Raw genomic sequence first — 22,323 nt, forward strand, 5'->3', positions numbered from 1 at the left:
TTCCTTAATTAACAGTCTTACGCTGGCTTGGCAGCAGCGCGGTAAGGGATTCAGGCCATGCGGATGCGCTGGCCCACAGACGCATGGATTCGATATCCGGCGCCAGTAAACGGTCGTGATCGAGGAAGGCCACGTTCTCGCGGATGCGGCTCATCTCCTGTTCCAGCGTCGGCGAGCTCTGCAGCGGACGATGGAAATCAATGCCTTGTGCAGCGGCCATCGCTTCGATACCCACTACGGCGGCGGTGTTGAAGCACATGCTGCCGAGGCGGCGGGCGGCGTAGGTCGCCATCGAGACGTGATCTTCCTGGTTAGCGGAGGTCGGCAGGCTGTCAACGCTGCCAGGATGCGCCAGCGATTTGTTCTCAGACGCCAGCGCCGCCGCAGTGACCTGGGCGATCATAAAGCCGGAGTTAACGCCGCCATCATTGACGAGGAACGGCGGCAAACCGGAGAGGCCGGTATCCAGCAGCAGCGCCAGACGACGCTCGGAGATCGCGCCGATTTCGGCAATCGCCAGTGCCAGAATATCGGCGGCGAAGGCCACCGGCTCGGCGTGGAAGTTACCGCCGGAAATCACATCGCCGCTGTCGCTGAACACCAGCGGATTATCCGAGGCGGCGTTGGCTTCAATCTGTAATACGCGCGCGGCATGCGTCAGGTTATCCAGGCAGGCGCCCATCACCTGTGGCACGCAGCGAATCGAGTAGGGATCCTGCACGCGACCACAGTTGGTGTGCGAGCTGAGGATTTCACTACCGGATAATAAAGAGGAGACGGCGGCGGCAACGTTGATCTGTCCAACCTGACCACGCGCTTCGTGAATACGCGCATCGTAAGGTTTAACCGAGCCTTTAATCGCTTCCAGCGACAGCGCGCCGGCCATCAGGCCCGCCGCGAACAGGTTTTCCGCTTCGAATAGACCGCGCAGCGCCAGCGCATTCGAGACCTGCGTGCCGTTGAGCAGCGCCAGACCTTCTTTAGGGCCCAACACAATCGGCTGCAGGCCAACGCGCGCTAAGCCTTCAGTAGCAGGAATTAATTCGCCCTCGACGCGTACCTGACCTTCGCCCAGCAGCATCAAGGAAAGATGTGCCAGCGGCGCCAGATCGCCTGACGCGCCCACCGAACCTTTCTCCGGGATGCATGGCATCACGCCCGCGTTGAACAGCGCCAGCAACGCTTCAATCAGTTCGATGCGCACGCCAGAGTGGCCGCGCGCCAGGCTGATAATTTTGGTGGCGACCACCAGCCGCGTCACATTATCCGGCAGCAAATCGCCGAGGCCAACGCTGTGCGACAGCACCAGATTGCGCTGCAGTTCTGCCAGCCGCGCCGAAGGGATTTGCGTCTGCGCCAGCTTGCCGAAACCGGTGTTGATGCCGTACACCACGTTGCCGGATGCGACGATGGCATCGACGGTTTCATGGGCACGGGCAATCGCTGCGCGCGCGTCATCGGCCAACGTGAGCGTTACCTTGCTTTGATAAATACTGCGCAAGGTCGCGAGGTCCACTTCACCGGGAACAAGGCGAATTTCCTGAACCGAACCTGACATAGTCTACTCCTGTCTATACAAGTGATCTGGCATGAATCGGACGCCGATATTTTGCGATGGGGCGGTCCGATTTGCCGTGGATTGCGATGAGTGAAGCATAAGTGTCTAATCTTGTCTATACAAGTAGCAAGCGCTATGCCAGATTGTTCTTGTTCTGTGAAATACGGCGCAAAGCGGTGAAACAGGCGCAACCGCAACGTGATTGCACCGCAATGGCACGAAAGCTGCACCAATGCTGGGCGGATTGCACAATTAGATGTATATACATTTACCGGCTGAGACAGTAAACTTTGGGCATTATTCTTCAAAGGAACAGGAAATGGCGGAGCAAACAGCAGTAGCACAGCTGGCTGCGGCGATGGGCGATGAGCCTGCGCCGATTTACCAGCGGGTGAAGCAGGCAATCGTTAGCCAGATCCGTGAAGGCCACTGGAAAGCCAATAAGCGCGTGCCGTCTGAAAGTGAACTGGTGAACGAGCTGGGCGTCAGTCGCATGACCATTAACCGCGCGCTGCGTGAGCTCACCAGCGAAGGTTTTCTGGTGCGCATGCAGGGCGTAGGCACTTTTGTCGCTGAGATGAAGGGCTACACCGCGATGCTGGAAGTGCACAACATCGCCGATGAGATTGCGCAGCGCGGACATCGTCACAGCTGTAAGATTTTGTCGATTGGACAGATGAAGGCCGATCCCGAACAGGCGGCGGTGCTGGGATTATCTACCGGGCAAACGCTGTTCCATTCGCTGATTGTGCATTACGAAAACGATCTGCCGGTGCAGCTGGAAGATCGTTTGGTCAATCCGCTGGTGGCGCCGGATTATCTCAGTCAGGATTATCATCAGCTGACGCCGTACACCTATTTGATGCGCGTCGCCCCGCTGACCGCCGGTGAGCATATTGTTGAAGCGGTGCTGCCGGATCTGCGCCAGCGTAAGCATCTGGCGCTGGATGAACATGAGCCGTGCCTGTTGATTCGTCGTCAGACGTGGAGCGACAACAAGATTGTGACCTACGCGCGCCTGCTTTATCCGGGATCGCGCTATAAGTTGCTGGGGCGCTTTAGAGGACACGGTTAAGCGTGACAAATAACAGTCTGGCATCCGACGTTTGTGGTGCCAGCTGTAGCGTTTCATCCAGCCACCACATCCCCTGATCCACCGCCAGCATTTCTCCGGCCGATGTTTGCCATGTGCCCGCCACCACCCACGCCACGCCGTTTTCGCTGCTGACCGTTTTTTGCGCGATGCTCACCGCAGACCGCCAGCTGTCGCGCCGCGTCATGATATTGAAATCCTGACAGCTGCCAGAAATTTTAGCTTCAATCGCCCATTCACCGGGAAACGCCCATGGCTGCAGCGGGGTTAAGCGCTGCTGAGCCTGTTCACTCTTAAGTAAAACGCTGTCGCCACGCAGCAAGGTAATCACGCGGTCGATGCCGGGGAAGGACGAAAACGGCCCGTCGGCGGAGATGGTGGCGATGCTGGCGCGCCAGGCAAACTGTGCGTCGTCCGGCGGATAGCTGGCGATTTCCCGCGTTTCACCGCCGCCATTGCGCCAGCGGCTGACCGGAAGCTGGTCATAGGCAAAACGGGTTCTCATTGCAACGCCCTCATCGCCTCGGCGAAGTGGATCGCGGCGTGCTCTTCTGCCGCATGATGGCCTTCGCTGATAACCTGTTTGCCCGCCACAAACACATCGCGGATCTGTTCGCGCTGTCCGCCAAACAGCCAGCGATTTAACAGCGATGCGCTGCTGACGCTGCTGAGAAACGCGTCTTCTGCCAGCACCAGCCAATCGCCACGTTTGCCGATCGCCAGTTCACCCGCCGACAAACCACACGCCTGCGCGCCGCCCTGTGCGGCTTGCTGCCACAGCAGATCGCCGACGGAAGGTTGATTGGGCAAGGTGATGCGGTTGCGACGACGATCGCGCAGTCGCTGACCGTACTCCAGCCAGCGCAGCTCTTCCAATGCACTAAGCGATACATGGCTATCGGAGCCAATGCCCCAGCGGCCGCCGCGCGCGATGTATTCCACCGCCGGGAAAATGCCGTCACCGAGATTGGCTTCGGTGGTCGGACACAAGCCCGCCACCGCGCCGCTCGCCGCCATGCGCTGAATTTCATCGTCATCAAGATGGGTAGCGTGAATCAAACACCAACGTTGATCGACCTTAAAGCGGTTGAGCAGCCAGGCCACCGGACGTTCGCCACTCCACGCAAGGCTGTCGTTAACCTCTTTCTCCTGCTCGGCGACGTGAATATGCACCGGCACATCCTGCGGGCAGGCGGCTAAGACTTCATGCATCTGCGCTTCATTCACCGCGCGCAGCGAATGGAAGCAGATGCCATGATTAAGCAGCGGCTTATCCGCGCTCCAGCTTGCCACGCGCTGCTGCTGTTGCAGGTAGGCGTCGGTTTGCTGAATGAAACGGCGCTGGCCGTCGCTGGCCGGTTGCGAACCAAAACCGCTGTAGCTGTAGAGCACCGGCAGCAAGGTTTGGCCGATGCCTGCGTTCTCCGCCGCCGCCATCAGTGCCAGCTGCATGGCATCATCGGCGTAAGGTTTACCCTGTGGATCGTGGTGCAAATAGTGGAATTCCGCCACCTGGCTGTAGCCGCCTTTCAGCATGTCGATGTAGAGATGCGTGGCAATAGCGCCAACCTGCTCGGGCGACAGGCGCTGCACCATGCGGTACATCAAATCGCGCCATGTCCAGAAGCTGTCCTGCGGATCGCCTGCCACTTCGGCCAGTCCTGCCATCGCGCGCTGGAAGGCGTGTGAATGCAGATTCGCTATCGCTGGAATTACCGGTCCGGCAAGACGCGTGGCATCGCCGGGCTCGCTGTTGGGCGCGAGTTGTGTGATCTGTCCAGCTGCGTTGGTGGTCATCAGCACGCGCTCATGCCAGCCGTCGGCCAGCAGCGCGCGTGGGGCAAAATAGGTTGTCATGGTTGATCCTGCATGGCGAAAGGTTGTATATACATATACATACTTTGAAGCCTGGTGTAAATCGCCGAACGCGAAGGGGAGTGGGATGGCAGAAACAGAGCAGATCGACAGCCTGTGGCTGGGGGCCGACATCGTTACGATGCGTGACGGACACTACAATCTGATTGCCGACGGCGCGCTGGCGGTCGATCAGGGAAAACTGATTTGGGTGGGGCCGCGCAGCGAATGCCCGGCTTTTGCCGCGCGTGAACAGCACCAATTTTCCGGCGGCATCATCACGCCCGGTTTGGTGGATTGCCATACGCATCTGGTGTTTGGCGGCGATCGCAGCCAGGAGTTTGAGCAGCGTCTCAATGGCGTGAGCTATGCAGACATCGCTGCGCAAGGCGGCGGCATTCTCTCCACGGTGCGCGCCACCCGCGCGGCCTCGCAGCAAGAGCTGGTGGCAAGTGCGCGCTGGCGGCTGGATCGCCTGCTGGCGGAAGGCGTCACCACGGTAGAGATCAAATCTGGTTACGGCCTCGATGAAGCCAGCGAACTGACCCTGCTACGCGCCATTCGTGAGCTGGCGGAAACGGTGCCCGCCGATGTGCAGGCCACTTGCCTGGCCGCGCACGGTTTCCCGCCGGAGTTTAAAGACAATCCGCAAGGCTGGATCGATATTATCTGCCAGCGCCTGTTACCGCAGGTGAAAGCCGAAGGTTTGGCGGATGCGGTCGATGCGTTTTGCGAGCATTTGGCCTTTTCTCCTGAGCAAGTTCGCACGGTCTTTGATGCCGCCAAAGCACTGGGCATCCCGGTGAAACTGCATGCCGAGCAGCTTTCGGCGCTGGGCGGCGCGGCGCTGGCGGCCAGTTACGGTGCGCTCTCCGCCGATCATCTGGAGTACGCCACCGAAGCCGACGCGCAGGCGATGGCACAGCACGGCACCGTTGCGGTGTTGCTGCCGGGCGCATTTTATCTGTTGCGCGAAACCCAGCGTCCGCCGGTGGCGCTATTCCGTGAACACGGCGTGCCGATGGCGCTGGCCAGCGATGCCAATCCGGGCACCTCACCGGCGCTGTCGCTGCGTTTGATGCTGAACATGGGCTGCACGCTGTTTGGTTTAACGCCGGAAGAGGCGTTGGCGGGCGTGACCTTGTGGGGCGCGAAAGCGCTGGGCTTACAGCACTCGCACGGTTCGCTGGAAGCGGGCAAGGTGGCGAATTTTGTTCACTGGCCGCTGGCGCGTCCGGCAGAGCTGGTTTACTGGCTGGGCGGCGAATTGCCGTGCCAGATTATTTATCGTGGAGAAGCGCAATGACACCTTTTCATTTCACCGCCGGTAATGTTCCGCTGCTGGTCAGCATTCCGCACGCCGGAACGCAGTTAACGCCAGAAGTGGACGCCGGCTTGAGCGACGCCGCACGCGGCCTGCCGGATACCGACTGGCACTTGCCGCTGCTGTATGACTTTGTGCGCGATCTTGGTGCCAGCGTGTTGATTGGTCACTATTCGCGTTTTGTTATCGATCTCAATCGCCCAGCAGATAATCAGCCGCTCTACACCACGGCGACCACCGGCTTGTATCCGGAAACCTTGTTCGACGGCAGCCCAACTTTTGCTGCAGGTAAAACGCCGAGCGCCGAGGTGCGTCAGGGTTATCTGGAAAGCATCTGGCAGCCGTATCACCAGCAGCTGCAACAGGAGCTGGCGCGGCTGAAAGCGCAGTATGGTTATGCGCTGCTGTTTGATGCACACTCGATCGCTTCGGTGATTCCGCGCCTGTTTGAGGGACGTTTGCCGGATCTCAACATCGGAACCAACGATGGTGCCAGTTGTTCAACGGCGGTGATTGAGGCGATTAAGCAAGTTTGCAGCGAGCAGCAAGATTACAGCTGGATCGCGAATGGGCGCTTTAAAGGTGGCTACATTACCCGCGCCTACGGCCAGCCGGAGCAGGGCGTGCAGGCGGTACAGCTGGAGCTGGCGCAGCTCAATTATATGGATGAAACTCCGCCGTTTGCCTGGCAGCAGGATCGCGCTGCACAGCTGCAGAAGGTGCTGAAACCGCTGATGCAGGCGTTTCTTGCAGCGGGTAAACCTCAATAAAAACCACCTTCGTAGGGTCGCCATTCATGGCGACCAATTAACGCTGTACGTACATGTAGATGGTCGCCATGAATGGCGACCCTACTGCACCATCGCAATGCATTCTCTGCTACATCACAGTGCAACATTACGTCCATCCCGTGACAATCCCCCTGATTTTGCGGCTTTGCCGATTTGGCATAGCGCTTGCTAGGTTGTATGTACAAGTAAAGACCACGCAGCGATTATCAATTTTTATACTGGCTGGCTCACAAAAAGCTTATGCCGACAATGATCTGCCGCACGCTAACTTGTATATACATGAAAGGTCATCTGCAAATATTGCACAAGCAGAGACTGACAAACTCGATTAATAGCCAGGAGAAGCCGCATGACGCACTGTGTTCAGATTCGCCGTTTTTGCCTCACGACCCTGTTTGCCAGCCTGATGATGAGCGGCATTGCCGTACAGGCGAAAGAGTGGAAATCGATCACCATCGCTACCGAAGGCAGCTATGAACCCTGGAACCTGACGCTGCCGGGCGGCAAGTTAGGCGGCTTTGAACCGGAACTGATGGAAGACCTGTGCAAGCGCATGGGCATTCAGTGCAAGCTGGTGGTGCAGAACTGGGACGGCATGATCGCCGGCCTCAACGCCGGTAAATATGACGTGATCATGGATGCGATTGTCATCACGCCGGATCGTAAAAAAGTGGTCAACTTCACCACGCCATACGCCTCAACGCCGGCCACTTTCATCACCACCAAAGATAGCCCGCTGCTGCCAGCCGATCACAACATCATCAAGCTGCATGACGATGAGAAAGAGATCAACGCGGCGATTGCCCCGCTGAAAGCGGCGCTGAAGGGTAAAACCATTGGGATCGCCTCCGGCACGGTTTACACCCCATTTATCGATAAGTACTTCAAAGGCGATGCCGACGTACGCGAATACACCTCGTCGGCGGACGCGATGCTCGATCTGCAATCTGGCCGTATCGATGCGGTGTTCGATGACGTGACCTTTGCGCAATCAATGTTGGCGCGCAAAGAGAACAACAATCTGATCTTCAGCGGTCCACAACTCGGCGGCCCAATCTGGGGCGAGGGCGAAGCGATGGGTGTACGCATGGCGGACAACGACCTGAAGGCCAAGCTGGATGAGGCGATTCATGCCGCACTGGCTGACGGCACGGTGAAAAAGCTCAGTGAGAAGTGGTTTAAAACTGACGTAACCCCGTAAGTGAGGTGAAAGATGATGAGCCTGCTGAGTTTTGGTGCTGATGGTTGGGGCCGCCTGATCCTGAGTGCCGCCTGCACCACGCTGCTGCTATCGCTGGTGGCGCTGATGATGGGTGCGGTGGTCGGTTCCGGTGTGGCGGCCGCCAAGTTATCGCCTCAGCGCTGGCTGCGCTGGTTGGGTGAAAGCTATTCGGTGGTGTTTCGCGGCATTCCGGAACTGCTGGTGATCTACCTGTTCTATTTCGGCGGATCAGGCCTGATTACGCTGGTTGGGCAGATGTTCGGCGCGGATGGCTTTATCGAAGCGCCGCCGTTCCTGATTGGTGCGCTGGCTATCGGGCTCATCTCTGGATCGTATCAGGGTGAAGTGTATCGCGCGGCGCGCCTGGCGCTGTCGAAAGGCGAGGTGGAAGCTGCGGTGGCGATTGGTATGCCGCGCTGGCGTATCGCGCAACGCATTCTGCTGCCGCAGGTGGTGCGTTATGCGTTGCCGGGCATGTCGAACGTGTGGCAGATGAGCCTGAAAGATTCGGCGCTGGTGTCGGTCACCGGCATTGTCGAACTGATGCGCGCCAGCCAGGTTGCGGCCGGATCCACGCGCGATTACTTCACTTTCTATCTGATCGGCGGCGCCTGTTATCTGGTGCTGACGCTGGTGTCTAATCATGCGTTTCGCCGGGCGGAATCGCGTCTTGGTCGTGCGTGGCAAAGTCGCACTGCGGCACAGCATTAAGGAGCAGCAGCATGATCGACTTCGCTTTTCTCTTTGATACCTTTCTCAAGCTGAGCGCCGCGCTGCCGGTGACGCTGGGCCTGTTTATCAGCGCCTTTATTTGCGGCGGCATTCTGGCGATTGGCATTTTGTCCCTGCGCATGAGCCGCTGGCGCGTGCTGAGCGGTTTCGCGCGCGGCTACATTCTGGTGTTTCGCGGCTCGCCGCTGATGATCCAGCTGTTTCTCATCTATTACGGCCTTGGGCAGTTTGGCGTGATCCGCCACAGCTTCGTTTGGCCGTTCCTGCGCGAACCCTTTATCTGCGCGGTGCTGGCGCTGTCACTTTGTACTGCGGCTTATACCGCCGAGATCTTGCGCGGTGCGCTGCTCGCGGTGCCAGCCGGGCAAGTGGAAGCGGGCCTCGCCTGCGGTATGTCGCGCTGGCTGCTGCTGCGCCGCATCATCGCGCCGATTATGCTGCGCTATGCCCTGCCTGCGTACTCCACCGAAGCGATTCTGCTGGTGAAATCCACCGCACTCGCCAGCCTCGTCACCGTGTGGGACGTGACCGGCGTGGCGCAGCAGATTATTCAGCGTACCTATCGCACCATGGAAGTGTTTGTCTGTGCGGCGGCGATCTACCTGATTCTCAACTTTATTATCGTCCAGCTGTACGCGCTGTTAGAGCGTCGTCTGACCCCGGCGCATCGTGTCGCAAAAAAGCCGTTGCCCGCCGTTAAACCGCTTGCCGGAGAGTAATATGCATTCCACATCACCCGTTACCTTATCCGCCACCGACATCCATAAATCTTTTGGCGCGATGGAAGTTCTGAAAGGCATTTCGCTGCAGGCGCATAAAGGCGATGTCATCTCGATTCTTGGTGCCAGCGGCTCGGGAAAAAGTACTTTGCTGCGCTGCATCAACCTGCTGGAAACGCCGGACGCCGGTGTAGTGAGCGTTGGCGGTGAAACCATTGAGATGAAACGCCATGCGCGCGGCCATCAGCTGGCGGCCAATCCGAAGCAGATTGAGCGTTTGCGTTCACGCCTCGGCATGGTGTTCCAGAGCTTTAATCTGTGGTCGCACATGACGGTGCTGCAAAACGTCATCGAAGGGCCGCACTATGTGCTGAAGCGCGACAAGAAAAGCTGCATCGCCCAGGCGGAGCAGCTGCTGGATCGCGTCGGCTTACTCAATCGCAAAGATTTTTACCCGGCGCAGCTGTCGGGCGGCCAGCAGCAGCGCGTGGCGATTGCCCGCGCGCTGGCGATGGATCCGGAAGTGATGCTGTTCGATGAACCGACCTCAGCGCTCGATCCGGAGCTGGTGGGCGAAGTGCTGAAAGTGATGCGTAGCCTGGCCGAAGAGGGGCGCACCATGCTGGTGGTGACGCACGAAATGGGCTTTGCGCGTAATGTCTCTAACCGCGTGGTGTTTATGCATCAGGGCACTATTGATTGTCAGGGCGCGCCGGAAGAGATGTTTGGTGCCGAGGGATCGCAGCGCTTTAAGCAGTTTATCTCCAGCCATCACGGCGCGGAGCAGCCAGCATGACCGTGGTGTGGGGCGATGGCCCATTAACCTGGCAAGAGCTGGTGCAGGTGGCGCGGCACGACGCGGAACTCAGTTTGAGTGCCAGCGCCTGGCAGCGTATTGCGCAAGGGCGCGCGATTGTCGATGAGATTGTCGCCAGCGGCCAGATTGCCTACGGCATTAATACCGGATTGGGCGCGCTGTGCAATATCACGCTGCCGGAAGATCAGCTTAGCCAGCTGTCGCGCAACACATTGTTGAGCCACGCCTGTGGTGTTGGCCCGCTGCTGACGCGTGAACAGGCGCGCGCCATTCTGTGTGCGGCAATTGCCAATTACAGCCACGGTAAATCGGGCGTGTCGGTGGCGCTGGTGCAGCATCTGCTGGCGCTGCTCAATCAGCAGATTACGCCGCAGGTGCCGTCGCAGGGTTCGGTGGGCTATCTCAGCCATATGGCGCATATCGGGCTGGCGCTGATTGGTGTTGGTGACGTCGAGTATCAAAACCAGATTATGCCTGCCGCGCAGGCATTAACGCTGGCGGGATTGCAGCCCTATCGTCCGGGTGCCAAAGAGGGTTTGAGCCTGGTCAACGGCACGCCGTGCATGACCGGCTTATCCTGCCTGGCGCTGGATGATGCGGCGCGTTTACTGGATTGGGCGGATGTCACCGGCGCGATGAGTTTCGAGGCGCTGCGTGGACAGCTGGTGGCTTTTGATGCCGAGGTGATCGCGCTGAAAGCCAGTCCGGGCATGCAATTGAGCGGTCAGCGTTTACGCGATCTGCTGAGTGATAGCCCGCTGCTGGCGACCAGCGTTGGTATTCGTACCCAGGATGCGCTCAGCCTGCGCTCCATGCCGCAGGTGCACGGCGCCAGCCGCGATCAGTTCGATCACGCGGCGCGCCAGATTGAGACCGAACTTAATGCCTGCACCGATAATCCGCTGGTGCTCGGCACGCCGGATAACTGGCGCGTGGTGTCTCAGGCTAACCCGCACGGCGAATCGGTGGCGATGGCGGCGGATCTGCTGGCGATTGCCATGGCGGAAGTCGGCAGCATCGCCGAGCGGCGGCTTGATCGTTTAGTCAATCCGCTGGTGAGCGGCTTACCGGCGTTTCTGGTGGCGCAGCCGGGCGTTAACTCCGGCATGATGATTGCGCAGTATGTGGCGGCGTCACTGTGTGCGGAGAATCGTCAGCTGGCGCAGCCGGCGGTGCTGGATAACTATGTGACGTCGGGTTTGCAGGAGGATCATCTCAGCCTCGGTACCGGCGCGGCGCTGAAGCTGCTGAAGCTGGTGGGCAACGTATGGCAGATTCTGGCGATTGAGTATCTGCTGGCGGCGCAGGCGCTGGATTTCCACGGCGAAGAGCAGCTGGCGCAAGGGACGGCGCAGGCATTACGTCGCCTGCGCGTGGTGGTTGCCAACTGGCAGCAAGATCGCTGGCTGGCGCCAGAGATTGCCCGCGCGGTGCAGGTGTTGAAGAGCGGTTTGTAACACGGTCGCCATGAATGGCGACCCTACAAAATCCGGTCGTAGGGCGCCATTCATGGCGACCTGGCCGACGATCAGCGGCGCGCATCCGGGCGCACCAAATCAAAGCGCAGTTCTTCGCTGATGCCGTAATAGGCCGACGGGCCACCGGCACGCAGGATTGGCTGCGCTTTGGCGGTTTGATAGATCCCTTCTTCCAGCAGTGATTCATCAATATGAATGGCGACCGCTTCGCCCATCACCAGCCAGCTATCAATCGGTTTGCCTTGCGCATCCTGCAGTTGAATCAGCTGCGTCAACTTACACTCAAAGTTCACCGGGCTTTCCGCCACCATGCTGACATTGACGTGTGATGCGGCAAGCGGCGTTAATCCTGCCAGCGCAAACTCATCCTGTTCAGACGGCACCGATGCGGAGCTCTCATTCATCGCCTCGGCCAGCGGACGCGTCGCCAGATTCCAGACAAACTCTTTGGTCTCGGAGATATTCTGCACGCTGTCTTTCCAGCCACTGCTGGCGAAACCGATAATCGGCGGATGATAGTTGAAGCAGTTAAAGAAGCTGTAGGGCGCGAGATTGCGTACGCCGCGGGCGCTTTGCGAGCTGACCCAGCCGATGGGGCGAGGGCCGACGATGGCGTTCAACGGATCGTGCGGCAAACCGTGTCCCGCGCGGGGCTGATAAGAGTAACGCTGACGAGTCATAACCATCCTTATAAGAGAACCTGAGTGTGGTGCACTAATCTCATCTAATACGCTGAATTCGATTAAGCGCATTGTGCGATGCCGCTAGCCAGAGTATCTTACGCCCGCGCTATTTTCCGGAGAAACTATGAACAAGCCAGCCGCTACGTCACCTTTCCATCCGCGTAACCGCCATCAAGGCCGTTATGATTTTGCTGCTTTGACCGAAGCCCATCCGCCGCTGGCGGTGAAAGTGCGTCCCAACGGCTACGGCGAGTTGTCGGTGGATTTCGCCGATCCTGAAGCGGTGATGCTGCTGAATCAGGCGCTGCTGAAGCTGTTCTACAATCTCAACTGGCAGCTACCCGCAGGTTATCTGACGCCGCCGGTGCCGGGCCGTGCCGATTACGTGCATGCGCTGGCCGATCTGCTGGCGAGCGACAACGGTGGCGTGGTGCCGCGCGATCTGGATGTGATGGATATCGGCTGCGGCGCGAACTGCATCTATCCGCTGATTGGCAACGCCGAATATGGCTGGCGCTTCACCGGCACCGATATCACTGCCGAAGCGATTACCGTTGCCGGACAGATTGTGGCGAGTAATCCGGGCTTGCAGCGCGCCGTGCGTCTGCGTCGGCAAAAGGATACCTCGGCGATTTTCGCTGGCGTGGTGCATAAGAACGAGCGCTATCACGCGGTGCTGTGCAATCCGCCGTTCCACGCTTCTGCGGAAGAGGCAGCCACCGTGGGTCAGCGCAAAACGCGTAACCTCGGCCTGGGCAAAAACGCGCCGCTCAATTTTGGTGGTCATCATAATGAATTGTGGTGTGACGGTGGCGAGCGCAAGTTCGTCGGCCAGATGATCGCTGAAAGCGTGGCGCACTCCGACCACATTATTTGGTTCACCTCGCTGGTCTCGCGCAAAGAGAATTTACCGGCGCTGCGCGACCAGCTGCGCGATCTTGATGCCTACGAAGTGCGCATCATCGAAATGGCGCAAGGGCAGAAGCAGAGCCGCTTTATTGCCTGGACGTTCCAGCCGCCAGCTACACGCGCCAAGCGGCTGAAACGCTAAGCTTATTGCGCCGGTGGCAACGCCGGTAAGCTGGCAGCGGAGGCAATATCGCTGCCGGTTTGCATCACTTCTACCGTTTGATGTGGCGCTTTAATGCCGGCCGCATCAAAATGCTTCTTCACCTTATCATCCAGCGCAAAACGTACCGTCCACTGCTTCAGCGGCTGGGTGGTGAATGACACGCGCACGGTAAAGGATTGGTTGGTTAATCCCACCAATCCGGCAAAACTCGGCTCGCCAATCACCATGCCGCGAATCTCCGGGTTCTCCAGCAACTCTTTCACGGCGCTCTGCAGCGTTTGGTTAACACGTTCGGTATCTTCACTGCGAGCGACATCGTAGTTTGCCACAAACGATCCGATGCCGCGCACAAAGTTGGCGAAGGTGGTGATCGATGACCACGGAACAATGTGATACGCGCCGGTATCCTGACGCACGCCCACCGAACGAATCGACATACGCTCCACCGTGCCGGTGATTGGGCCAATGGTGACTAAATCACCGGTGTTCATGCCGTTCTCAAACTGGATAAAGATGCCGGTGATGATGTCCTTCACCAGCGTTTGCGAACCGAACGACACCGCCAAACCGAGCGCACCAGCACCGGCCAACAGCGGCGCGATATTCACACCGACTTCCGACAGCAAAATCATAATGGTGATGGTGCTGATCACCACCGCCAGCGCGTTACGGAACAGTGTCAGCAGCGTGCGGGTGCGTGCGCTTGGCATTGGGCGGCCGTGCGAATCCGAGGCGAGGCGGCTTTCGATTAAACTCGCCAGCAGCGTCCAGCCGATTGCCGACAGCAGCACAATCATCACGATACGAATCAGGATATCCACCATTTTCTGTCCGGTACCGAGAGTGAGCCAGTGCCAGAGATCAAACAGATTCCAGGCGTTGAGCAGCAGCAACAGCGTGGCAAATACCGTGACCACGCGCGCCAGTTTCAGCAGCGCTTTTACCCAATCGTTGACGCGCTTTTGCAGCTCGGGATAGTTGCGGCGCATATCAGGCGACAGCGTGACGGTTTTGCCAATCCAGCGCGTTAGCATGCCGGAAATCAGCGCGGCAATAACCACGATCGCCAGGCTGCGGACCGTGGCGGACATCATAAACTTCAGGCTGTCGCCGGGATTGAAGATCGAGAACAGGAACAGCGCGATAAAGTAGGCGCTGGCCAGCCAATGCCACACCATGCCGAAGGCGCGGATGAACAGCGCAAAGAAGCTCATGCTGCGATCGGCGAGACGCGACAACTCCTGATGAATGTTGCTTTTGTTGCGGAAAATCAGCCACAGCGCCCAGCCGGTCATGATCCCCATGATCAGCATATTGACCAACGCGGCTACCTGAATGTTGACCTGATTGGAGACAATCGGCACCACCACCAGTAAACCGTAACCGATGATGCCGCTCAGCCAGCTCAAACGCGTGTTCCAGTAGCTGGCGCGCGCATCGGTTAAGTGGAAGAAACGCAGCGTGGGGAAGCGCGGGCAGAAAATCAGCCGCAGCACCGCTTTAAAGAATTCAATCAGCGCAAAGGCGTTAAGGAACAAACCTTGCTGATAGGCGATGGTGCGGTTGTTGTTGTGATAGTTGTCGCTGATGATCTGCCCGACAAACAGCGTCAGCGCCAGCAGCACAATATCGAGTACAAAGGCCATTAAGATGGCAGCGGGCAGGTGTAGCCACTTAGTGCCCTCAAGATTTTGATCGCGTCCCCAGCGTCCCATACGTCGCCAGACCGGCCACATCATACGGCGTGTCAGCCAGTAAAACGCAAACACCGAGGCGGCGAGGGCGGCAAAGTATTTCAGCGAGTTGAGGAAGGTTTGTTGGTTAAAGGCTTTGTGCGGCGCATTGGTGATGTTGTCATACAGTTGGACAAACTGCGCGGCTACCGCACCGCCATATTCACGCATTACGCTGGTGACGCTCTCCAGCACCGTGGGATCTTCTTCATTGGCCTGCGGCGGTGCCAGCACCGGCGGTTCGCTGGTGGATTGACTGTTTGCGGCCTGACGTAACTGATCGATCAGCTCCTGGCGCGAAGCGTTGTTATCCAGAATATTTGCCAGCGCGGCGTAAGCGGCTTTTTTCTCGTCTAAGCTGGGTTCGCTTTCGGTTGTGCTATTCGTTGCCGGGGTTTGTGACTGCTGAGCTGCAACGACTGCCTGCGGCAGGTTAACCGCCTGCGCCGGGGCAATGAGAAACAGGGTGAACAAACTGAAGAGTAACCACATGGCTAAACGCCATGGTGGGCTGGCAGACGACATCGCTTTTCTCCTTTAGCTTCGCGCAGCGGCACAAGAGAGAAGTATAGTCAGTGATGGAAGGTTAGGATTCTGAAAGGAAAATTGCGTGGGTGCGGGTAAGAAGAAGGTCGCCATGAATGGCGTAATGCCGATCAGTTAAGCCCGAAATGATCGGTTGAACGATCCTCCAGTTCTGCAAAAATCCGTAATCTCACAGGAATTACGGATTTTTTTATGTTACTCAGTCAGGCTCTCGATGCCGTTCTTAACTTTACGCCCAAAGAGTTCTCCGCGCTCTCCGATCTGCTCTCGCCTGAACTCATCGACGAATGCCTGGCTGATACTGGTATCGTGACCGTGCGAAAACGCCGTCTTCCAATGGAGATGATGGTCTGGGCCGTTACCGGCATGGCCCTGTTCCGCTCGCTTTCCATGAACCAGATTGTTTCTCATCTGGATATCGTTTTGCCGGGCAAGCGCCCATTCGTCGCGACCAGCGCGGTTGTGCAGGCGCGTCAGCGGCTCGGAGAAGACGTGGTCCGCCGGGTCTTTGAAAAGTCACGCCAGCTCTGGTTTGATAAAACACCGCTGTCACACTGGAACGGCCTGACACTGCTGGCGGTCGACGGCACGCTGTGGCGGGCCCCCGATACGCCGGAAAACGATAAGGCCTTTGGGCGGACGGCAAATGCACACAGTCAGTCTGACTGGCCTCAGCTGCGCATGGTCTGCCAGATGGAGCTGACAAGCCATCTCTTATCGGGCGTGAGCTTTGGCAGCGTGACCGAAACCAGCGAGGTTGATCTTGCGGCACAACTGGTGGGACAGACGCCGGATCACTCGCTAACGATCCTGGATAAAGGCTTCTATGCGCCCGGCTTCCTGCATTACTGGCAGACCTCGGGGGTGGAAAGACACTGGATGCTACCTCTGCGCAACGATGCAAAATACCGTGTTCTGCAAAAACAGGGCTCAGGCAGCGAGCTGATAGAACTGGACCTGTCGTGGCAGGCGCGTAAAAAATGGAAAGATGTGCCGGAAACGCTGACGGCGCGACTGATAAGCAAAAAGGTTAACGGGAGAGTGGTGAAAATCCTGACGTCAATGTGCGATCCATTGCGATATCCGGGAGGGGATATCGTTGATCTTTATGGACATCGCTGGGAAATAGAACATGGCTTCCGGGAGATGAAGCAGCATCTGTTGAACAACGAGCTCACGCTGAGAAGCAAAACACCGGAACTGGTGAAGCAGGAGTTATGGGGCGTTGCGCTGGCGTATAACCTGCTGCGTTTTATGATGGCGCAGATGGCCTATAGCCTGAAAAACGTGGAGCCTTATCAGCTGGGGTTTAAGCAGGCGGCACTGTACCTGACAGGTCAACTGAGACTCCTGCCTGCGGTAGCGCCGGGAAAAATTCCGAGAATAATAGATGAAATAATGGCGATGGCGGGAAGCTTCGTGCTGCCAACCCGGCGGACGAGACATTATCCGCGAGCGGTGAAAAAGAAGCCGAAACGCTATGCGTTCCGGCATGATTAAGTCTTAACTGACGAGCATTACGCCATGAATGGCGACCCTACGGATTAGGAGACGTGCTGCAGGAATTCGCGCAGACGATCGCTTGGCGGGTTGGTGATCAAATCGTCCGGGTTGCCATCTTCTGCAATGGTGCCTTTATCGATAAAGATCAGACGCGAAGCCACTTTCTGAGCGAATCCGACTTCGTGCGTCACGATGACCATCGTCATGCCTTCTTCCGCCAGATCCTGCATCACTTTCAATACTTCGTGACGCAGCTCGGGATCCAGCGCTGAGGTTGGCTCATCAAACAACATCATCTTCGGCTTCACTGCCAGCGCACGGGCAATCGCCACGCGCTGTTGCTGACCGCCAGAAAGCTCAGACGGGAAGTGGTGTGCACGCTCGGCGAGGCCAACTTTACCCAGTAGCTCACGCGCCAGTTTATGCGCTTCCTCTTTCTTCGCACCGCGTACGCGAATCGGGCCAAAGGCGACGTTATCCAGCGCGCTCATCTGTGGGAACAGATGGAACTGCTGGAACACCATGCCCGCTTCCTGACGAATCAGGCGCTCATCCACTTTCGGATCGTTGACCTTCATGCCATCGACAATCAGATCGCCGGTGGTGATCTCTTCCAGCTTGTTGATGCAGCGCAGCAGCGTGGATTTACCGGAACCGGACGGCCCAATAATCACCACCACTTCGCCTTGATTAATCTTCAGGTTGATGTCGTGCAGAACCTGAGTCTGGCCGAAATTCTTCGAGACGTTTTTAAATTCAATCACAGAATTTTCATCCTTTTCTCAATACGGCGCAGCACAAAGCTCAACACCAACGTAATAACCAAATAGATAATGGCAACGGCGCTCCAGATCTCCAGCGCGCGGAAGTTACCGGCAATGATCTCCTGCCCCTGACGCGTCAGTTCGGCCACGCCAATTACGATAAACAGCGACGTATCTTTGATGCTTACAATCCACTGGTTACCCAACGGTGGCAGCATACGGCGCAATGCCAGCGGCATGATCACGTAACGCAGGGTTTCGCGGCGCGACAGACCCAGCGCCAGACCCGCTTCACGGAAGCCTTTGTTGATCGACAGCACCGCACCGCGCGTGATTTCTGCGATGTAGGCGCCGGAGTTAATCATGATAGTGACCACCGCCGCGCTAAACGGATCGATACGCAGATCCGGAAAAGCCATCGGCAGGGCGAAGTAGATAAACATCACCTGAACTACGATTGGCGTACCGCGAATCAGTTCGATAAACACTAACGCGATGTTGTTGGTGATCCAGCCGCCGTACGCGCGGGCAAAACCGGCGACTAAACCGATAATTAAACCGCCGACCAGGCCGAGGACCGAGATCAGCAGGGTCATTTTGGCACCGTCGATTAAAATCGGCAGGGCAGGCCAAATGACGCTCCAGTCAAACTCCATGGTGTGACTCCAAAATCTGTTGCGTGGAAATGTAAAAAGCAGGGAGTGTTAAGCTCCCTGCTGGAAAAATCGGCTTAAGCCGCAATTATTTTGGTTCAGTACCGAACCATTTTTTATAGATGGTGTTGTAAGTGCCGTTGTCGCGCAGGGTTTTCAGTGCGCCGTTCACTTTTTCACGCAGATCGTCGCTGCCTTTCGGGAACGCGATGCCATACTGCTGTGCTTCAATCGACTCGCCAACCGCTTTGAAGCGGCCTTTACCGGCGGTGTTGATGAAGTACAGGATGTTCGGGGTATCGTGCAGCACAGCGTCAGCACGATTAGTGCCTAACTCCATGTAAGCGTTATCGATGTTCGGGAATTGACGCAGATCTTTCGATTTGATGTGCGCTTTCGCGTAATCCACCGAACCGGTACCGCTCTTCACCGCCACCACTTTGCCGTTCAGATCGTCGATGCTCTTCACGTCTTTTTCGTTCTCGCGCACCATCACCAGCAGGCCGCTTTTGTAGTAGCCGTCAGAGAACTCAATGGCTTTTTTACGTTCTTCGGTGATGGTGATACCCGCCAGCGCCAGGTCAATGTTTTTGGTTTGCAGCGCAGGGATGATGCCGCTGAAATCCATTGGCTTGAAGGCGTAATCGAGTTTCAGTTCTTTCGCGATGGCATCCCACAGATCGATATCAAAACCGACGTATTTATCGCCTTGTTTGAACTCGAAGGGAACGAATGCGGTGTCGGTCGCGACGATCAGTTTTTTGTCTGCTGCGGTGGAAGAAAGCGAGAAGGCCAGCGCTAACGCGGCCACGGAGACTTTAATCAATGACTTCATCATTTTTTTCCTTATTACCCCTCAGGCCTGGTGGCCCGATGTACGGCCTATCATATGAAAAAATTATGCCAACTTTTCAATTTGCTCGAAATCAGTAGTTTTAAGCACTTGCTGACACGATTTTGCGCAGAAGAAAAGTTTTGCACCTTATTGGTGCTTCATTTTGGTGCATGGTGCTGTTGTGGTGCAGACACAGTGTGCACCAAGGGCGGGTAGAGCGAAAGAAGGGATTAAGGAATTGTTAACGACGTCAAAAAAAGCACCACAATGTTACAGACGTAAAAAAAGGCGGGATAACCCGCCTTCGTTATAACACTGAAATTTATTCAATATTCGATTCGATAAACCACAGGAATTTATCCAGATCGCGCGATGCCGCAGTGAAGATATCAGCGGTATCTTCATCGCTGACTTCAGTGATAGCTTTACGCGTGTCATTCGCCACAATCGCATAGCGATCGGCCAGCGCTTTCAGGTGATCCTGCACGCTATGAATGTTCAACGGATAGCTTTTCAGTGGTGTTTTATCGTTAACGATCTGAGTGGTACCCAGCGCCACGCCGCCTAACTGAACTACACGTTCAGCGATAGTGTCCTGGTGATCGGTAATGGCGGTACGGAAACCATCCAGCATCTCATGTACGCCAATAAAGTTGGCGCCACGCATGTTCCAGTGCGCCTGCTTGGTGATCAGCGACAGGTCAATAAACTCCACTACCAGACGGTTGAGCACCTCGATGGTCGCTTTTTTATCGCTGTCAGCGACGTCATTACGGGTGTAAATCAGATCAGACGATTTAGTTTTAACCAGTTTTGCGGTACTCATCATTAATGTCCTCTTATTGATGGTTGTCCTAATCAAGCACGGAAATAAGTATAGCAGCAGTTTTTTAATCTGCAGGATTGATCAGATCAATAACAGGAATAGATAAACCTTAATGTTGCTCAGGGATTGTACGGTTTAAGTATTAGTTGATGTAAAACAGAAGGTTGTGGAATGTGTTAATTATTTATTAATCGTGTTGCAAAATAATAACGGAGAAATCCTAACGCCACTTTAAAAATGAAAATGAGAATGCTTCTATATTTAGCCTGCGGCGAAGCAGGCTAACGAGTGAATATTTATTGCGTATGAGTAATATCCACTTCGCTTATTTTTGCGCTTTTTTGTTTCATGGTCAGCGTTGAACCTGCCGAAGCGACAATGATCGCCAGCAGCGCCATCCACTGTTGCAGCGTTAATAGTTCGCCGAGGAATAACATGCCTGAAAGCGCCGCCATCGCCGGTTCCAGACTCATTAAGGTGCCGAAAATGCGCGCGGGCAGTCGCGTCAGCGCCATCATCTCTAAAGAATAGGGAATGGCGCTGGAGAGCAGGGCGATCAGCAGCGCTAACGGCAACACTTCCCAATGCCAGATGCCCGGCGCGGCAAGGGTCAGGCCGAGCGGGACAAAAATCACCGAGGCAATTAGCGAACCCATCGCCACCGTTGCTGGGCCATGTTCCTCCCCCGCCCGCTGACCTGCAAGAATATAGACCGCCCAGCAGGCACCCGCGCCCACCGCTAACAGCGCACCGAGCGGATCGATGTGACTCATCCCTTCACCGATGGGCAACAGGAACCACAAACCCACTACCGCCAGCAACACCCAAAGAAAATCAAGCGGACGACGCGCGCCGATCAACGCAAGGGTCAACGGGCCCAAAAACTCCAATCCAACGGCCACGCCCAGTGGCACGGTGCGAATCGCTAAATAGAAGAGATAGTTCATGCAGCCGAGCGCTAAACCGTACATCAGCAGCGGCTTGCGCTGCTCGCGCGTAAAGCGCAAACGCCAGGGTTTGAAGATGATGCACAGAATCAGGGTGCCAAGACCAAGACGCAGCGCGGTAATGCCGGGCGCGCCAACGGTGGAAAACAGTGATTTTGCCAGAGAAGCGCCGCCTTGCAGTGAGAGCATGGCAATCAGCAGCACAGCAACAGGGAACAACACTGGGGCCATATTTTTGGTCGTTTGAGGCGCAGACATCCTGTAATCCAGTCCTTTATTTATTAACAGCAGGGTAACAAGCGCTCAGTGTAAAGGAATCTTCAGCAAATAAGGAGACGTGAATCGGGGAATTAAAAAGCGCTAACAGGTCAGAAATTGGCCAGATTTAGAGCCATTTCCGTAAAGAAACGTCAGGTTAGTTTAGGAATTTACTTAAAGGCATTTTTTGTGATCGGAATTTATGTTGCAGGAATATGATGCTTTTTATAAGTAAAATGAATGACATAGGAAACTTCATTAACTTTCTGTTACACCAAACAATCTGTTAGACAACAAAATGCGGGCAGAGTTTCTTGCTGTTTTTTGTTATATTTATAGCGTTGTCAGGAGAGAAGTATATTCACATTTGAGGTGGTTATGAAAAAAATTGCATGTCTTTCAGCATTGGCTTGTGTACTTGCAGTTTCTGCAGGTTCTGCCATGGCACAAAGCACCGTTACTGGTGGTTACGCTCAGAGCGATTATCAAGGCGTTGCTAATAAAGCAAACGGCTTCAACCTGAAATATCGTTACGAAGACGGTTCTAACCCACTGGGTTGGATCGGTTCTTTCACCTACACCGAGAAAGATCGTACTGATGCTGGCGTTTATAACAAAGGCCAGTACTACGGCATCACCGGTGGTCCGGCTTACCGTCTGAACGACTGGGCAAGCATCTACGGTGTTGTTGGTGTGGGCTACGGCAAATTCCAGCAGAACGATACCGCAGTACGTTCTAAGTCTGATTCAAGCGACTACGGTTTCTCTTACGGTGCGGGTATGCAGTTCAACCCAATCGAGAACATCGCTGTTGACGTGGGTTACGAGCAGAGCCGTATCCGCAACGTTGACGTTGGCACCTGGATTGCTGGCGTAGGTTACAGCTTCTAAGTTCTTGCTTAGACCAGTTGCACA

At 56.3% G+C, this 22,323-nt stretch carries 21 protein-coding genes; 11 read left to right on the forward strand and 10 right to left on the reverse strand.

Annotation, left to right across the window (positions count from 1 at the left end; genetic code table 11):
- Positions 1–4: 4 nt before the first annotated feature.
- Positions 5–1,558 (reverse strand): histidine ammonia-lyase, encoded by a 1,554-nt coding sequence (gene hutH / locus AC6I8A_RS06685; protein ID WP_436332820.1) that lies wholly within the window; start codon positions 1,556–1,558, stop codon positions 5–7.
- A 319-nt stretch (positions 1,559–1,877) separates the two neighbouring features.
- On the opposite strand from hutH, the gene hutC reads away from it, so the two are divergent.
- On the forward strand, positions 1,878–2,633 hold the full coding sequence (gene hutC, locus AC6I8A_RS06690; RefSeq protein WP_497818222.1) for a histidine utilization transcriptional repressor HutC: 756 nt from the start codon (positions 1,878–1,880) through the stop codon (positions 2,631–2,633).
- Here the strand turns inward: hutC and AC6I8A_RS06695 are convergent.
- Entirely contained in the window at positions 2,617–3,156 is a 540-nt protein-coding gene (locus AC6I8A_RS06695; RefSeq protein ID WP_293795823.1) for a HutD/Ves family protein, read from the reverse strand. The two genes, hutC and AC6I8A_RS06695, sit on opposite strands and share 17 nt — an antisense overlap.
- On the reverse strand, positions 3,153–4,508 hold the full coding sequence (locus AC6I8A_RS06700; RefSeq protein ID WP_497818223.1) for a formimidoylglutamate deiminase: 1,356 nt from the start codon (positions 4,506–4,508) through the stop codon (positions 3,153–3,155). The genes AC6I8A_RS06695 and AC6I8A_RS06700 overlap by 4 nt, the downstream gene beginning before the upstream one ends.
- 85 nt (positions 4,509–4,593) lie before the next feature.
- Between AC6I8A_RS06700 and hutI the strand changes: the two genes are divergently transcribed.
- From hutI to AC6I8A_RS06735, 7 genes are all read left to right on the forward strand, one after another.
- Positions 4,594–5,811: an imidazolonepropionase gene (gene hutI, locus AC6I8A_RS06705; protein ID WP_497818224.1), complete on the forward strand. Its 1,218-nt coding sequence runs from the start codon at positions 4,594–4,596 to the stop codon at positions 5,809–5,811.
- Positions 5,808–6,599 (forward strand): N-formylglutamate deformylase, encoded by a 792-nt coding sequence (hutG, locus tag AC6I8A_RS06710; protein WP_293795829.1) that lies wholly within the window; start codon positions 5,808–5,810, stop codon positions 6,597–6,599. Before hutI ends, hutG begins: the two co-directional genes overlap by 4 nt.
- Before the next feature lie 370 nt (positions 6,600–6,969).
- Positions 6,970–7,821, forward strand: coding sequence for a transporter substrate-binding domain-containing protein (locus AC6I8A_RS06715; RefSeq protein ID WP_497818225.1), 852 nt, complete (start codon positions 6,970–6,972; stop codon positions 7,819–7,821).
- 12 nt (positions 7,822–7,833) lie between these two features.
- Positions 7,834–8,553, forward strand: a complete 720-nt coding sequence (locus AC6I8A_RS06720; RefSeq protein WP_256696021.1) for an ABC transporter permease — start codon at positions 7,834–7,836, stop codon at positions 8,551–8,553.
- 11 nt (positions 8,554–8,564) lie between these two features.
- Complete coding sequence (locus tag AC6I8A_RS06725) at positions 8,565–9,293, forward strand: ABC transporter permease (RefSeq protein WP_256696022.1); 729 nt, start codon at positions 8,565–8,567, stop codon at positions 9,291–9,293.
- 1 nt (position 9,294) lies between these two features.
- Positions 9,295–10,089 (forward strand): ABC transporter ATP-binding protein, encoded by a 795-nt coding sequence (locus AC6I8A_RS06730; RefSeq protein WP_256696023.1) that lies wholly within the window; start codon positions 9,295–9,297, stop codon positions 10,087–10,089.
- A complete protein-coding gene (locus tag AC6I8A_RS06735) occupies positions 10,086–11,567 on the forward strand; it encodes an HAL/PAL/TAL family ammonia-lyase (RefSeq protein WP_293795836.1) in 1,482 nt (493 codons plus the stop codon). Before AC6I8A_RS06730 ends, AC6I8A_RS06735 begins: the two co-directional genes overlap by 4 nt.
- A 71-nt stretch (positions 11,568–11,638) precedes the next feature.
- On the opposite strand, the gene AC6I8A_RS06740 is transcribed toward AC6I8A_RS06735, so the two are convergent.
- On the reverse strand, positions 11,639–12,268 hold the full coding sequence (locus AC6I8A_RS06740; RefSeq protein WP_497818226.1) for a flavin reductase family protein: 630 nt from the start codon (positions 12,266–12,268) through the stop codon (positions 11,639–11,641).
- 127 nt (positions 12,269–12,395) lie between these two features.
- Here AC6I8A_RS06740 and rlmF point away from each other — a divergent pair, with 127 nt between their 5' ends.
- On the forward strand, positions 12,396–13,322 hold the full coding sequence (gene rlmF, locus AC6I8A_RS06745; protein ID WP_497818227.1) for a 23S rRNA (adenine(1618)-N(6))-methyltransferase RlmF: 927 nt from the start codon (positions 12,396–12,398) through the stop codon (positions 13,320–13,322).
- Between the two features lie 2 nt (positions 13,323–13,324).
- Here rlmF and ybiO read toward each other — a convergent pair whose 3' ends face one another.
- Positions 13,325–15,601 carry a mechanosensitive channel protein gene (gene ybiO / locus AC6I8A_RS06750; RefSeq protein ID WP_497818228.1) on the reverse strand — a complete coding sequence of 759 codons (2,277 nt, stop codon included), beginning with the start codon at positions 15,599–15,601 and terminating at the stop codon, positions 13,325–13,327.
- Between the two features lie 213 nt (positions 15,602–15,814).
- Here ybiO and AC6I8A_RS06755 point away from each other — a divergent pair, with 213 nt between their 5' ends.
- Positions 15,815–17,122 carry an IS4 family transposase gene (locus AC6I8A_RS06755; protein ID WP_265303508.1) on the forward strand — a complete coding sequence of 436 codons (1,308 nt, stop codon included), beginning with the start codon at positions 15,815–15,817 and terminating at the stop codon, positions 17,120–17,122.
- A gap of 44 nt (positions 17,123–17,166) precedes the next feature.
- On the opposite strand, the gene glnQ is transcribed toward AC6I8A_RS06755, so the two are convergent.
- From glnQ to rhtA, 5 genes are all read right to left on the reverse strand, one after another.
- On the reverse strand, positions 17,167–17,889 hold the full coding sequence (glnQ, locus tag AC6I8A_RS06760) for a glutamine ABC transporter ATP-binding protein GlnQ (RefSeq protein ID WP_061723607.1): 723 nt from the start codon (positions 17,887–17,889) through the stop codon (positions 17,167–17,169).
- Entirely contained in the window at positions 17,886–18,545 is a 660-nt protein-coding gene (glnP, locus tag AC6I8A_RS06765) for a glutamine ABC transporter permease GlnP (protein WP_256696029.1), read from the reverse strand. The genes glnQ and glnP overlap by 4 nt, the downstream gene beginning before the upstream one ends.
- An 85-nt stretch (positions 18,546–18,630) precedes the next feature.
- A complete protein-coding gene (gene glnH / locus AC6I8A_RS06770) occupies positions 18,631–19,377 on the reverse strand; it encodes a glutamine ABC transporter substrate-binding protein GlnH (RefSeq protein WP_036647919.1) in 747 nt (248 codons plus the stop codon).
- 322 nt (positions 19,378–19,699) lie between these two features.
- Positions 19,700–20,203: a DNA starvation/stationary phase protection protein Dps gene (gene dps / locus AC6I8A_RS06775; protein WP_036620516.1), complete on the reverse strand. Its 504-nt coding sequence runs from the start codon at positions 20,201–20,203 to the stop codon at positions 19,700–19,702.
- 296 nt (positions 20,204–20,499) lie between these two features.
- Positions 20,500–21,408: a threonine/homoserine exporter RhtA gene (gene rhtA, locus AC6I8A_RS06780; protein ID WP_497818229.1), complete on the reverse strand. Its 909-nt coding sequence runs from the start codon at positions 21,406–21,408 to the stop codon at positions 20,500–20,502.
- A 378-nt stretch (positions 21,409–21,786) separates the two neighbouring features.
- Here rhtA and ompX point away from each other — a divergent pair, with 378 nt between their 5' ends.
- On the forward strand, positions 21,787–22,299 hold the full coding sequence (ompX, locus tag AC6I8A_RS06785) for an outer membrane protein OmpX (RefSeq protein WP_008102541.1): 513 nt from the start codon (positions 21,787–21,789) through the stop codon (positions 22,297–22,299).
- Positions 22,300–22,323 lie beyond the last annotated feature (24 nt).

The sequence above is a fragment of the Pantoea sp. X-Soil-ISGK-275 genome (assembly GCF_059730795.1).

Coding starts and splice junctions, on each gene's coding strand:
- hutH (WP_436332820.1), bottom strand. CDS start 1,558: ATGTCAGGTTCGGTTCAGGAAATTCGCCTTGTTCCCGGTGAAGTGGAC.
- hutC (WP_497818222.1), top strand. CDS start 1,878: ATGGCGGAGCAAACAGCAGTAGCACAGCTGGCTGCGGCGATGGGCGAT.
- AC6I8A_RS06695 (WP_293795823.1), bottom strand. CDS start 3,156: ATGAGAACCCGTTTTGCCTATGACCAGCTTCCGGTCAGCCGCTGGCGC.
- AC6I8A_RS06700 (WP_497818223.1), bottom strand. CDS start 4,508: ATGACAACCTATTTTGCCCCACGCGCGCTGCTGGCCGACGGCTGGCAT.
- hutI (WP_497818224.1), top strand. CDS start 4,594: ATGGCAGAAACAGAGCAGATCGACAGCCTGTGGCTGGGGGCCGACATC.
- hutG (WP_293795829.1), top strand. CDS start 5,808: ATGACACCTTTTCATTTCACCGCCGGTAATGTTCCGCTGCTGGTCAGC.
- AC6I8A_RS06715 (WP_497818225.1), top strand. CDS start 6,970: ATGACGCACTGTGTTCAGATTCGCCGTTTTTGCCTCACGACCCTGTTT.
- AC6I8A_RS06720 (WP_256696021.1), top strand. CDS start 7,834: ATGATGAGCCTGCTGAGTTTTGGTGCTGATGGTTGGGGCCGCCTGATC.
- AC6I8A_RS06725 (WP_256696022.1), top strand. CDS start 8,565: ATGATCGACTTCGCTTTTCTCTTTGATACCTTTCTCAAGCTGAGCGCC.
- AC6I8A_RS06730 (WP_256696023.1), top strand. CDS start 9,295: ATGCATTCCACATCACCCGTTACCTTATCCGCCACCGACATCCATAAA.
- AC6I8A_RS06735 (WP_293795836.1), top strand. CDS start 10,086: ATGACCGTGGTGTGGGGCGATGGCCCATTAACCTGGCAAGAGCTGGTG.
- AC6I8A_RS06740 (WP_497818226.1), bottom strand. CDS start 12,268: ATGACTCGTCAGCGTTACTCTTATCAGCCCCGCGCGGGACACGGTTTG.
- rlmF (WP_497818227.1), top strand. CDS start 12,396: ATGAACAAGCCAGCCGCTACGTCACCTTTCCATCCGCGTAACCGCCAT.
- ybiO (WP_497818228.1), bottom strand. CDS start 15,601: ATGTCGTCTGCCAGCCCACCATGGCGTTTAGCCATGTGGTTACTCTTC.
- AC6I8A_RS06755 (WP_265303508.1), top strand. CDS start 15,815: ATGTTACTCAGTCAGGCTCTCGATGCCGTTCTTAACTTTACGCCCAAA.
- glnP (WP_256696029.1), bottom strand. CDS start 18,545: ATGGAGTTTGACTGGAGCGTCATTTGGCCTGCCCTGCCGATTTTAATC.
- glnH (WP_036647919.1), bottom strand. CDS start 19,377: ATGAAGTCATTGATTAAAGTCTCCGTGGCCGCGTTAGCGCTGGCCTTC.
- dps (WP_036620516.1), bottom strand. CDS start 20,203: ATGAGTACCGCAAAACTGGTTAAAACTAAATCGTCTGATCTGATTTAC.
- rhtA (WP_497818229.1), bottom strand. CDS start 21,408: ATGTCTGCGCCTCAAACGACCAAAAATATGGCCCCAGTGTTGTTCCCT.
- ompX (WP_008102541.1), top strand. CDS start 21,787: ATGAAAAAAATTGCATGTCTTTCAGCATTGGCTTGTGTACTTGCAGTT.